11 protein-coding genes and 2 rRNA genes (1 of these 13 running past the window's edge) are annotated in these 11864 nt (G+C 48.1%); 12 read left to right on the forward strand and 1 reads right to left on the reverse strand.

The window, feature by feature from the left end; genetic code table 11:
* From ACN9MT_RS00225 to rsmI, 11 genes are all read left to right on the forward strand, one after another.
* Positions 1-2510 (forward strand): 23S ribosomal RNA (locus ACN9MT_RS00225) (it extends 404 nt beyond the left edge of the window).
* A 48-nt stretch (positions 2511-2558) separates the two neighbouring features.
* Positions 2559-2674, forward strand: a 5S ribosomal RNA gene (gene rrf / locus ACN9MT_RS00230).
* Positions 2675-2743: 69 nt separating this feature from the next.
* A complete protein-coding gene (locus ACN9MT_RS00235) occupies positions 2744-4162 on the forward strand; it encodes an aminotransferase class I/II-fold pyridoxal phosphate-dependent enzyme (protein ID WP_426272569.1) in 1419 nt (472 codons plus the stop codon).
* The gene (tmk, locus tag ACN9MT_RS00240; RefSeq protein WP_035413201.1) at positions 4159-4797 is read left to right on the forward strand and encodes a dTMP kinase; all 639 of its coding nucleotides are present in this window, start codon (positions 4159-4161) and stop codon (positions 4795-4797) included. Before ACN9MT_RS00235 ends, tmk begins: the two co-directional genes overlap by 4 nt.
* The gene (locus ACN9MT_RS00245) at positions 4794-5123 is read left to right on the forward strand and encodes a cyclic-di-AMP receptor (protein WP_023466519.1); all 330 of its coding nucleotides are present in this window, start codon (positions 4794-4796) and stop codon (positions 5121-5123) included. The genes tmk and ACN9MT_RS00245 overlap by 4 nt, the downstream gene beginning before the upstream one ends.
* On the forward strand, positions 5123-6115 hold the full coding sequence (locus tag ACN9MT_RS00250; protein ID WP_035413204.1) for a DNA polymerase: 993 nt from the start codon (positions 5123-5125) through the stop codon (positions 6113-6115). Before ACN9MT_RS00245 ends, ACN9MT_RS00250 begins: the two co-directional genes overlap by 1 nt.
* Before the next feature lie 6 nt (positions 6116-6121).
* On the forward strand, positions 6122-6952 hold the full coding sequence (locus tag ACN9MT_RS00255) for a PSP1 domain-containing protein (protein WP_029343044.1): 831 nt from the start codon (positions 6122-6124) through the stop codon (positions 6950-6952).
* Between the two features lie 8 nt (positions 6953-6960).
* Entirely contained in the window at positions 6961-7311 is a 351-nt protein-coding gene (gene yabA / locus ACN9MT_RS00260; RefSeq protein WP_119182633.1) for a DNA replication initiation control protein YabA, read from the forward strand.
* 51 nt (positions 7312-7362) lie between these two features.
* The gene (locus tag ACN9MT_RS00265; protein ID WP_056061982.1) at positions 7363-8100 is read left to right on the forward strand and encodes a tRNA1(Val) (adenine(37)-N6)-methyltransferase; all 738 of its coding nucleotides are present in this window, start codon (positions 7363-7365) and stop codon (positions 8098-8100) included.
* A complete protein-coding gene (locus ACN9MT_RS00270; RefSeq protein WP_035413209.1) occupies positions 8093-8347 on the forward strand; it encodes a GIY-YIG nuclease family protein in 255 nt (84 codons plus the stop codon). Before ACN9MT_RS00265 ends, ACN9MT_RS00270 begins: the two co-directional genes overlap by 8 nt.
* Complete coding sequence (gene rsmI, locus ACN9MT_RS00275; RefSeq protein WP_290754316.1) at positions 8344-9201, forward strand: 16S rRNA (cytidine(1402)-2'-O)-methyltransferase; 858 nt, start codon at positions 8344-8346, stop codon at positions 9199-9201. Before ACN9MT_RS00270 ends, rsmI begins: the two co-directional genes overlap by 4 nt.
* A gap of 35 nt (positions 9202-9236) precedes the next feature.
* Here the strand turns inward: rsmI and ACN9MT_RS00280 are convergent, their stop codons facing one another.
* A complete protein-coding gene (locus ACN9MT_RS00280) occupies positions 9237-9533 on the reverse strand; it encodes an AbrB/MazE/SpoVT family DNA-binding domain-containing protein (RefSeq protein ID WP_023466531.1) in 297 nt (98 codons plus the stop codon).
* A gap of 324 nt (positions 9534-9857) precedes the next feature.
* Between ACN9MT_RS00280 and metG the strand changes: the two genes are divergently transcribed.
* Complete coding sequence (gene metG / locus ACN9MT_RS00285) at positions 9858-11837, forward strand: methionine--tRNA ligase (protein WP_426272570.1); 1980 nt, start codon at positions 9858-9860, stop codon at positions 11835-11837.
* The last annotated feature ends 27 nt before the right edge of the window (positions 11838-11864 follow it).

Consider the following 11864-nt stretch of genomic DNA (forward strand, 5'->3'; position numbering starts at 1 on the left):
AGAGTGGATCCTGAGTACGGCGGGACACGTGAAACCCCGTCGGAATCCGGGAGGACCATCTCCCAAGGCTAAATACTCCCTAGTGACCGATAGTGAACCAGTACCGTGAGGGAAAGGTGAAAAGCACCCCGGAAGGGGAGTGAAATAGATCCTGAAACCGTATGCCTACAAGTAGTCAGAGCCCGTTAACGGGTGATGGCGTGCCTTTTGTAGAATGAACCGGCGAGTTACGATAACGCGCGAGGTTAAGCCGATGAGGCGGAGCCGTAGCGAAAGCGAGTCTGAACAGGGCGTTCAGTGCGTTGTCGTAGACCCGAAACCAGGTGATCTACCCATGTCCAGGATGAAGGTCAGGTAACACTGACTGGAGGTCCGAACCCACGCACGTTGAAAAGTGCGGGGATGAGGTGTGGGTAGCGGTGAAATGCCAATCGAACCTGGAGATAGCTGGTTCTCCCCGAAATAGCTTTAGGGCTAGCCTCGAGGTTGAGAGTTCTGGAGGTAGAGCACTGATTGGACTAGGGGCCCCCACAGGGTTACCGAATTCAGTTAAACTCCGAATGCCAGCAACTTATACTCGGGAGTCAGACTGCGAGTGATAAGATCCGTAGTCAAGAGGGAAACAGCCCAGACCGCCAGCTAAGGTCCCCAAGTGTATGTTAAGTGGAAAAGGATGTGGCGCTGCCTAGACAGCTAGGATGTTGGCTTAGAAGCAGCCACCATTCAAAGAGTGCGTAATAGCTCACTAGTCGAGTGGCGCCGCGCCGAAAATGTAACGGGGCTAAACATACCACCGAAGCTGCGGATTCCGTAAGGAATGGTAGGGGAGCGTTCCAAACCGCTGTGAAGCTGTACCGGAAGGAGCAGTGGAGCGTTTGGAAGTGAGAATGCCGGTGTGAGTAGCGAAAAGAGGGGTGAGAATCCCCTCCGTCGAAAGCCCAAGGTTTCCTGAGGAAGGCTCGTCCGCTCAGGGTTAGTCTGGACCTAAGCCGAGGCCGAAAGGCGTAGGCGATGGATAACAGGTTGATATTCCTGTACCGCCGATCCACCGTTTGAACAATGGGGGGACGCAGGAGGATAGTGACGCATGCGGATGGAAGTGCATGTGCAAGTTTCAAGACCGTCTGATTGGCAAATCCGTCAGGCATTACAGTCAAGGAACGACGCGGAGTCCCGTAGGGACGTAGGTCACGATTTCACACTGCCAAGAAAAGCCTCTAGTGAGGGGGAAGGCGCCAGTACCGTAAACCGACACAGGTAGGCGAGATGAGAATTCTAAGACGCGCGGGATAACTCTCGTTAAGGAACTCGGCAAAATGGTCCCGTAACTTCGGGAGAAGGGACGCTCTACACATGTAGAGCCGCAGTGAATAGGCCCAAACGACTGTTTAGCAAAAACACAGGTCTCTGCTAAATCGCAAGATGACGTATAGGGGCTGACGCCTGCCCGGTGCTGGAAGGTTAAGGGGATGGGTTAGCGCAAGCGAAGCTTTGAACCGAAGCCCCAGTAAACGGCGGCCGTAACTATAACGGTCCTAAGGTAGCGAAATTCCTTGTCGGGTAAGTTCCGACCCGCACGAAAGGCGTAACGATTTGGGCACTGTCTCAACGAGAGACCCGGTGAAATCATAGTACCTGTGAAGATGCAGGTTACCCGCGACAGGACGGAAAGACCCCATGGAGCTTTACTACAGCCTGATATTGAGGCTTTGTGCATGATGTACAGGATAGGCGGGAGACGTCGAGCCCGGAGCGCCAGCTTCGGAGGAGTCACCCTTGGGATACCGCCCTTCATGCATAGAGTCTCTAACTCGCAGCCGTGATCCGGCTGGAGGACCGTGTCAGGCGGGTAGTTTGACTGGGGCGGTCGCCTCCTAAACAGTAACGGAGGCGCCCAAAGGTTCCCTCAGAATGGTTGGAAATCATTCGTAGAGCGCAAAGGCAGAAGGGAGCTTGACTGCGAGACCTACAAGTCGAGCAGGGACGAAAGTCGGGCTTAGTGATCCGGTGGTTCCGCATGGAAGGGCCATCGCTCAACGGATAAAAGCTACCCTGGGGATAACAGGCTGATCTCCCCCAAGAGTCCACATCGACGGGGAGGTTTGGCACCTCGATGTCGGCTCATCGCATCCTGGGGCTGGAGTAGGTCCCAAGGGTTGGGCTGTTCGCCCATTAAAGCGGTACGCGAGCTGGGTTCAGAACGTCGTGAGACAGTTCGGTCCCTATCCGTCGTGGGCGCAGGAAATTTGAGGAGAGCTGTCCTTAGTACGAGAGGACCGGGATGGACGCACCGCTGGTGTACCAGTTGTTCCGCCAGGAGCATCGCTGGGTAGCTACGTGCGGACGGGATAAATGCTGAAAGCATCTAAGCATGAAGCCCCCTCCAAGATGAGATTTCCCTTTGAGTAATCAAGAAAGACCCCTCAGAGACGATGAGGTAGATAGGTCACGGGTGGAAGCATGGCGACATGTGGAGCTGAGTGATACTAATCGGTCGAGGCCTTGTTCTAGCAGATGCATTGTTGATGACTTCAGTTTTGAGGGCGCGAGCCCGATCGTCTGGTGACGATAGCCAAGTGGTCACACCCGTTCCCATGCCGAACACGGAAGTTAAGCACTTGAACGCCGAAAGTAGTTGGGGGCTTCCCCCTGTGAGGATAGGACGTTGCCAGGCACTTGACCGATCTGCAGATTGCAGGTCGGTCTTTTTGTGTAATCATTTTAAAGGAAAAGGAGTTTTTTCATGAAACACGAACTTCCTATTGTATATGCACTTCAACGTCACTTAGATCGAACGCCCATCTCATGGCATGTTCCTGGACATAAGAATGGGACTCTGACACCTCTTCCTGACTTTTTTAAATGGGACGTCACAGAATTACCTGGTCTAGATGATTTTCATCATCCGGAAGAGGCTATTGCAGACGCAATAGCTTTGCTTCAAAAAGTCTACGATGCAAAAGCGAGTCATTTCCTTGTGAATGGTTCGACTGTTGGGAACTGGGCGATGCTTGCAGCTGTAGCAACAAGAGGAGAGCGTGTTTATGTACAGCGTAATTCACATAAATCGGTATTTAATGCACTCGAATGGTTAGGAATCGAACCGATCTTTCTTGAACCAGATACCCATAAAGAAACGGGAATCAGTGGTCATGTTTCACGTGAAACATTAAAGGAAGCGTTTACGAAATATCCAGGAGGAGTTGGCGTGTTTATCACTTCACCGACATATTACGGAGAAGTGGCTGATATCACGTCACTCGTTCAGCTCACGACGTCGCACGGACTCCCTTTATTAGTGGATGAAGCACACGGTGCGCACTTCGGTAAAGCATTTGGTGTTCGTTCTGCATTTGAATTAGGAGCAACCGCTGTTGTCCAGTCTGCCCATAAAACGCTTCCTGCACTGACGATGGGAGCATGGATGCACGAGCAATTTTCGGAAAAGATGAGAAGAAAGTTACAGCGAGCGCTCCAAGCGTTTCAAACCTCAAGTCCTTCGTATTTGTTACTGGCTTCATTAGACTATGCCCGTTCCTATCGTGAACAATGGACAGTTGAAGGTATGTCAGATATTCAGGTTAGTCACGATGCGTTTATCGAATCACTTCAACGGTTCGATCATATGACCGTCCTTCGCTTCGATGATTGGTCACGGATGACATTAACGTATGAGGGATATTCAGGAGATGCGTTGTTGCAAGCGTTACGAGCTGTTCAACTCGATGCGGAATTTGCTCTAGGAGATCACGTCGTCTGTATTTTGCCACTTCGTCCGCTAGCAAAGTCTGAGCAGGATGACTGGGTCCAGCGTGTCGAACGCGCCATTCAAATGATGAAATCAGAAGGAATTCCTTTGAAAAGGTATATCGAGCAACCAATTATGGGTAAAATACAGGTATCTGCTTTAGCTTGTTCTTATGAACAGTTAGAACAAGCAACAGGTACGTTCCGTCAGCTGGATGAGTGTATCGGTCATGTTTCACTCGAAACCATTATTCCGTACCCGCCAGGCATTCCGTTGATCGTCAGAGGCGAACGCATTACGGCGGAACAGGTACTACGTTTACGACATTATCAAACCGTAGCCGTTCATTTGCAAGGGGGCGAACAATTGCAACAAGGAGCGTTACGCGTCATAGAGGAAGGGTTTGAAAGATGAAAGGTACGTTCATTACTGTCGAAGGACCGGATGGTGCCGGGAAAACGACACAACTACAATTGCTTAATGATGTGTTAAAAGAAAAGGGCTATAATGTCATGATGACCCGTGAGCCAGGTGGCACACGCGTTGGGAACGAAATTCGTTCATTGATTTTAAATCCTGATTTTGAAGAAATGAAAGAGATGACGGAAATTCTGCTGTATGCAGCGTCTCGTGCCCAGCATGTCGAAGAATTGATTCGACCGGCGTTAGAGGCAGGCACAATCATCTTATGTGACCGATTCGTTGATGCCTCACTTGCCTATCAAGGATATGGACTTGGACATCCGATTGATCTCGTGCGTCATATTAATGATTCTGCAACAGGTGGATTAGCGCCAGACCGGACGTATTTATTTGATTTAACGGTAACGGATTCTAAAAAACGAATGATGGACCGGGGAGCACTTGATCGAATCGAGCAACGAGATGATGCGTTTCGTGCCCGTGTCTATGATGGTTTCAAACAGATTGCGGCATCGGACCCAGAACGGGTACAGATTGTACAAGCCAATCGATCGATTGAAGTGATTCATCAGGACTTAGTGGAAGATGTCATTACGTATTTAGAAGAAAAGGAGAGATTCTCATGAAAATGGTCATTACGATTGTTCAAGATAAAGACAGCTTACGTTTGGCGGAAGCGCTTGTCGAGCATGATTTCCGAGCAACGAAACTAGCAACGACAGGTGGTTTTCTTAAAGAGGGAAACACGACGTTCATGATTGGTGTACAGAGTGAGCGTCTCGATGATCTGTTAAGATTGATCAAAAAGAATTGTTCGAGTCGTGAACAGATGGTCTCTCCAATCTCACCAATGGGTGGTCATGCCGATTCTTATATCCCGTACCCTGTTGAAGTCCAGGTAGGCGGGGCAACGGTCTTCGTCTTGCCAATCGAAGGGTTTCACCAATTCTAATGCAGACGTTTCATGAACTGGAACAGACACAATCGGTCATTTCGACGATTCTTCAAAATTCGTTACGAAACGATCGAATCAATCACGCTTATATCTTCACTGGAGACTATGAGCCGCTTCTACTTGAAGCGGCTCACTTGTTCGCGAAAAGCCTTTTTTGTGAGACCCCGGTCGATGTAGAGCCGTGTGGTGTCTGTCGTAGCTGTCGGCGGATGGAAAGTGGTAACTTGGTCGATTATTATGAAATCGAACCAGATGGCGCGACCATCAAAAAAGAACAGATTCAACAATTGATGCATGATCTCTCACTCCGAGGACTTGAAGGCGATCGTCAGATTTATGTCATTACACAGTCCCATAAGATGACTCCCCAAGCAGCGAACAGTTTGCTGAAGTTCTTTGAGGAACCAGGAGAAGGAAAAGTGGCCTTATTGTTGACGAATCAACCTCAACTCCTTTTACCTACGATTCGATCGCGGGGACAGTTATTAAGTTTTCGTCCAGCGGATCGTCAAATGATTGGCGAGGTTTTATCTGAAAAAACGGGACGGGACCACGAGTTGACGCAACTGGCAGCGCGTGTCTATCCAAAAGTCGAGGATGCAGAAGAAGCATTACTCGAAGACTGGTTTGTAAATGCGCGAGCGTCAGTGTTACAATTGATGGAGGAATTAGCGAATCGTCCGGCTGATTTACCACTGTTCGTACAAGAGAAATGGATGGGACAATTCAAGAACCGTCAGGATGTCCGAATTGGCCTTGAACTCGTCACTTGTTTCTTCGAGGATGTCTTACGCCTGAAACTGAATCCGGCGTGGGAAGGTATGACCTATACGAATAGTAAACCCCAACTTGAACAGATGGGGTCCAAGAGCCAGACGACGATCACCCGCTGGTTACAAGCTGTGCTTGCCGCAGTCCGACGGGTCGAAGCGAATGTTAATCCCCAATTAACAGTTGAGCGTCTCATGTTTGACTTACAGAAAGGGTAGAGCGACATGCTAGAAGTAGTAGGCGTTCGCTTTAAAGAAGCGGGCAAAATTTATTATTTTGCACCTGGACAAGAGTCATTATCACGAGGACAAGCAGTCATCGTTGAGACGGTACGGGGCATTGAATATGGCGAAGTGGTCATCGCCGATAAACAAATGGACGAAGAAGATGTGGTGTTGCCACTGAAATCCATTCTTCGAATTGCTGACGATAAAGATGCAATGATCGTCCGCGAAAATAAAGTCGCAGCGCTTGATGCGCATGCGGTATGTGTCGAAAAAATCCGTGAACATAAACTCGATATGAAATTGGTCGATGTCGAGTACACGTTTGACCGCAATAAGGTCATCTTCTACTTCACGGCAGAAGGACGTGTTGACTTCCGTGAGCTCGTCAAAGATTTAGCGGCTGTTTTCCGGACACGCATCGAACTCCGTCAAATCGGTGTTCGAGATGAAGCGAAGTTACTTGGAGGCATTGGTCCATGTGGTCGTGTCTTATGTTGTTCATCTTTCCTTGGTGAGTTCGAACCGGTCTCGATCAAGATGGCAAAAGATCAAAACCTGTCGTTGAATCCGACGAAGATTTCAGGGGTGTGTGGTCGTTTAATGTGCTGTCTAAAATATGAGAACGATACGTATGAAGAGATGCGCCGTGACTTGCCGGACTATGGAAAACGTTTGACGGTACCTGAAGGCGAAGGACGCGTCGTTGGCTTGAACATCCTCGATCAAGTCGTTCAAATTGAACTGAAGGATCGTTCCCGCGTCTTGACGTATTCGATGGAAGAACTATTATCCGTTGGTGCCGTAAAACCAAAACGACCAAAAGAATAACGGGGTGCATACGCGTGGAGAGAGTCGATAAAAAAGAAATCATTACGCGTGTCGATGCGATTGAGCAACAGATTCATTTGCTGACTGAGCATCTGAGCGTGTTAAAGGATCAGCTGGCTTACATGATGGAAGAGAACCAACATCTGTATCTGGAGAATCATCATCTTCGGGAGAAAGTCGAACGCGATGAACAACAGCCGGTCACGGAAGCGGAAGAAGCAGAAGCAGGCGTTGGTGCGGGCTATGACAATCTCGGACGATTGTACCAGGAAGGGTTCCACATCTGTAACTTGCATTATGGACAAGTACGAAAAGACGGCGATTGTCTCTTCTGCTTATCCATGTTAACGAAACATTGAGAGGCTGACTTCTACATGAGTCAGTCTTTTTTTCGGAAAGGAAGGCACGACATGTTTGAACTATTACCAGACGAACGACTTGATTATCTCTTAGGACAAGAAGGGAAAATCATTCAAAGTCCATCCGTCTTCTCCTATTCACTCGATGCGGCATTGCTCGCACGATTTGCATGGGTTCCAATTCAACAGGGGCGGATTGCCGATCTTTGCTCTGGGAACGGTGCGATCCCACTCTTTTTATCCTACCGGACGAAAGGGCAGATCACGGGTCTTGAAATTCAGCCGCGACTAGCGGAGATGGCGCGACGTAGCATTAACTTGAATGAACTGAACGACCAGATTGAGATGATTGATGGTGACGTCAAAGAGGCGGGGGCACGTCTTGGATACGGCATCTATGATGCTGTCACCTGTAATCCGCCTTATTTTTTAGCCAACGAGACATCAAACCAAAACCAAAGTGAACATTATACGATCGCAAGGCATGAAGTCCTCTGTACACTTGAAGACTGTATTCGTGGTGCATCTGATTTGTTAAAACAAGGCGGAAAGGCAGCGTTCGTCCATCGACCGGAACGACTGCTCGATATCGTCACTTTGATGCGAACATACCGCTTGGAACCGAAACGGATGCAGTTGATTTATCCGAAGGCAGGGAAGGAAGCGAACATGCTTTTGATCGAGGGGATCAAGGATGCAAAACCTGGACTGAAGGTTCTTTCCCCGTTCATCGTCTATGAAGCGGACAACTCGTATGCGGCTCAGATGAAGGAACTGTTCGATGTCTGAGCATGCAGTCTATATCGTTCGTTGCCAAGATGATACGTATTATACGGGTTACGCGGTAGACGTCACGCAACGCATCGCAACACATAATGCAGGCAAGGGGGCGAAGTATACACGTGCCCGTCTGCCGGTCGTCCTCGTTCATGAGGAAATTTTCGCGACAAAATCAGAAGCGATGAAGCGGGAATACGCGATTAAACAATTGACACGTTCACAGAAAGAGCGTTTGATTCAAGGAGGAACCTCATGAAAGCGACAAGTAGCTATCAACAGCAAGGAGTCGGTCTCTATATCGTCCCGACACCAATCGGCAATTTAGAAGACATGACGTATCGAGCTGTCCGGATCTTACAGGAATCTGATATCGTCGCAGCAGAAGATACCCGGCAGACGATGAAACTGTTTCGGCATTTTTCGATTGAGACGAAGCTGGTCAGTTACCACGAACACAATAAACAAACAAGTGGCGAACGACTACTCGCTGATTTAGAGGCGGGAAAGCAAATTGCCCTCGTCTCCGACGCCGGGATGCCCGGTATTTCGGACCCGGGAAGCGATTTGATCCGCCTAGCGATCGCAGCAGATATTCCTGTCATCGTTCTTCCGGGTGCGAACGCTGCATTGACAGCCCTTGTCGCGTCCGGTCTGTCGACAGAACGCTTTTTGTATTATGGTTTTTTGCCACGAAAGAAAAAAGAACGCCGCGAAGCGTTAGAGCAATTGAAATACGAATCAGGAACACTCATCTTTTATGAAGCACCGCATCGATTGAAAGAGATGTTGCAAGGGATCGAAGAAGTACTTGGTGATCGCCAGGTGACGTTAGCCCGAGAACTAACGAAACGGTATGAAGAGTATATTCGTGGAAGTGTGAGTGAATTACGCGCTTGGGCAGCAGAAGACGTTCGAGGTGAGTTCGTCGTCCTTGTCGAAGGATCAAACGAAGAACGACCGGATGCCGTCATTCAAGACAGTGATCCCCTCGAGCAAATCCGTCGGTATATCGAAGAGGGCGAAAAGCCGAATGCAGCGTTGAAGCGTGTCGCAAAAGAACGAGGACTGGATCGTCAGGAATTGTACCTCGCGTTTCACGAAGCAGATTAAAAAAAGAAGCCCCGTTAAGGAGCTTCCTTTTTTGTTTATTCGTTGCTTGCGTAATGACGATCGAGGAAATCTTTTAATTCAACGAGAACGCGTTGTGCGCCATCTGGTGAAAGAATCAATTTACCATCAGCCAATTTGAAGTTATCTTCTGATACTTCACCTGTCACTTGGCAAGTCATGTTTGGTTTATATTTTTTAAGGATGATCTGTTCGTTGTCGACATAGATCTCGAGGGCATCCTTTTCTGCGATTTGAAGTGTACGGCGTAATTCGATTGGAATTACGACACGACCGAGCTCGTCTACTTTACGTACAATACCTGTTGATTTCATTTTGTTGTTCCTCCTTTGATGTCATGGATCTCTTTTTCTTTTGAAAAATCGTCAAAATTCGACATCGTTTCTATAGAATGTAGAATACTAGACTTTCCAAAAGTAGTCAACCAATCTGAATAGCTTGAAATCAAAATGTCATTTATTTCTCAAAAAACCCATATTTGAAACGATTTATTAATATATTTTCCCTTTTTAAAGGAAATGAAACTATAGAGTGTGTTTTTTTGTAATTTGATGTCTGATGTCAAAAAATGTTTCGATTCGACAAAAAGTGAATTTCGACATCAGTCCCGTAACAGCGTATAATAGCCTATAATGAAGATGGAAATAAGAGAACGGAGGAATAACATGGCAAAGACATTTTATATCACGACCCCGATTTATTATCCAAGTGCAAAACTACATATCGGTCACGCGTATACGACGGTGGCTGGAGATGCAATGGCACGGTACAAACGACTTCAAGGATTCGACGTCCGGTATTTGACAGGTAGCGATGAGCACGGTCAAAAGATCCAGGAAAAAGCAGCAGAAGCAGGTATCTCGGAACAGGCATTCGTCGATGGTGTCGTCGAGCAGATTAAAGTCTTATGGGATCGTCTCGACATCTCGTACGATGATTATATCCGGACGACAGAACCACGTCACAAAAAAGTCGTCGAAAAAGTGTTCGAGACACTTCTTGAATCAGGCGATATCTACCTAGGTGAATACGAAGGTTGGTATTCGATTCCGGATGAGACGTACTATACGGAATCACAACTCGTCGACGGAAAGAGCCCCGATAGTGGACACCCAGTCGAACTCGTTCGCGAAGAATGTTACTTCTTCCGGATCAGCAAGTACGCGGACCGTCTGCTTGAGTACTTTGAAGCGAATCCGTCATTTATCTTGCCAGAATCACGTAAACACGAAATGATCAATAACTTCATTAAACCGGGTCTCCAAGACTTAGCGGTCTCACGGACGACATTCAACTGGGGTGTACAAGTCCCATCGAATCCGAAGCACGTCGTCTACGTCTGGATCGATGCGTTGACGAACTATATCTCGTCACTCGGTTATGGTACGGACGATCATGGTAATTTCGATAAGTACTGGCCAGCAGATGTTCATCTCGTCGGAAAAGAAATCGTTCGTTTCCACACGATCATTTGGCCGGCACTCTTGATGGCGCTTGACCTCCCATTACCGAAGAAAGTCTTCGCACACGGTTGGTTGTTGATGAAAGACGGAAAAATGTCGAAATCAAAAGGGAACGTCGTTGATCCGATCCCATTGACGGATCGTTACGGTCTTGACGCCCTTCGTTATTACTTGTTACGCGAAGTTCCATTCGGTTCAGATGGTATGTTCACACCTGAAGCATTCGTTGAGCGGATGAACTACGATTTAGCAAACGACCTTGGGAACTTACTCAACCGAACGATCGCGATGGTCACGAAATACTTTGACGGTGAGATCCCAGCCTATACAGGCAATGTGACACCGTTTGATGCGACACTCTCGGATCTTGCAAAAGAAACGGTCACGAAAGTCGAAGCATCGATGGAACACATGGAATTCTCTGTCGTGCTATCGAACATTTGGCAATTAATCAGCCGTGCCAATAAATACATCGATGAGACACAACCGTGGGTTCTTGCAAAAGACGAATCCAAAACGGCGGAACTCGGTTCGGTCATGGTGCATCTCGTCGGCGTCTTACGTCACGTGGCGATCATGTTGCAACCGTTCATGACGCGTTCACCAAAAGAGATCTTCGCGCAACTTGGTCTCTCCGGACAAGCGATGGACTGGGCAGCGCTCGAGAAATTCGCAGACATCACACCAGGAACAAAAGTTGGTACAGCGACACCGATTTTCCCACGTCTCGATGTCAAAGAAGAGGTCGAAGCAATCGTCGACATGATGCATCAAGCTTCTGCAGCACGTGTGGAGGAAGAGGAAGTCGAAGAGGCTGATGAAGACATTCGTCCGGAAACGACGATCGATATCTTTGATCAGATCGAGTTACGTGTCGGTGAAGTCGTGACGGCTGAAAAGATCAAGAAGGCGAAAAAACTACTGAAGTTACAAGTCGATATGGGCAAAGAAACACGCCAAATCGTCTCTGGTATCGCGCAGTGGTATGAGCCGGAAGATTTAGTCGGACGTAAGGTCATCGTCGTAGCGAACTTAAAACCGGTCACGTTACGTGGCGAACTCTCCCAAGGAATGGTCCTTGCTGCTGAGAAAGCAGGAAAACTTGAACTCGCGACGGTCCCATCAACGATGGCAAACGGCGCAAGCGTAAAATAAAACCGATGCCTGTGGACTTCATGTCAC

Source organism: Exiguobacterium sp. R-17 (assembly GCF_049913315.1).
Taxonomy (GTDB): Bacteria; Bacillota; Bacilli; order Exiguobacteriales; family Exiguobacteriaceae; genus Exiguobacterium_A.

Excerpts from the sequence above, each read along its gene's own strand:
- ACN9MT_RS00235 (WP_426272569.1), top strand. The coding sequence starts at position 2,744 with ATGAAACACGAACTTCCTATTGTATATGCACTTCAACGTCACTTAGAT.
- tmk (WP_035413201.1), top strand. The coding sequence starts at position 4,159 with ATGAAAGGTACGTTCATTACTGTCGAAGGACCGGATGGTGCCGGGAAA.
- ACN9MT_RS00245 (WP_023466519.1), top strand. The coding sequence starts at position 4,794 with ATGAAAATGGTCATTACGATTGTTCAAGATAAAGACAGCTTACGTTTG.
- ACN9MT_RS00250 (WP_035413204.1), top strand. The coding sequence starts at position 5,123 with ATGCAGACGTTTCATGAACTGGAACAGACACAATCGGTCATTTCGACG.
- ACN9MT_RS00255 (WP_029343044.1), top strand. The coding sequence starts at position 6,122 with ATGCTAGAAGTAGTAGGCGTTCGCTTTAAAGAAGCGGGCAAAATTTAT.
- ACN9MT_RS00265 (WP_056061982.1), top strand. The coding sequence starts at position 7,363 with ATGTTTGAACTATTACCAGACGAACGACTTGATTATCTCTTAGGACAA.
- ACN9MT_RS00270 (WP_035413209.1), top strand. The coding sequence starts at position 8,093 with ATGTCTGAGCATGCAGTCTATATCGTTCGTTGCCAAGATGATACGTAT.
- rsmI (WP_290754316.1), top strand. The coding sequence starts at position 8,344 with ATGAAAGCGACAAGTAGCTATCAACAGCAAGGAGTCGGTCTCTATATC.
- ACN9MT_RS00280 (WP_023466531.1), bottom strand. The coding sequence starts at position 9,533 with ATGAAATCAACAGGTATTGTACGTAAAGTAGACGAGCTCGGTCGTGTC.
- metG (WP_426272570.1), top strand. The coding sequence starts at position 9,858 with ATGGAAATAAGAGAACGGAGGAATAACATGGCAAAGACATTTTATATC.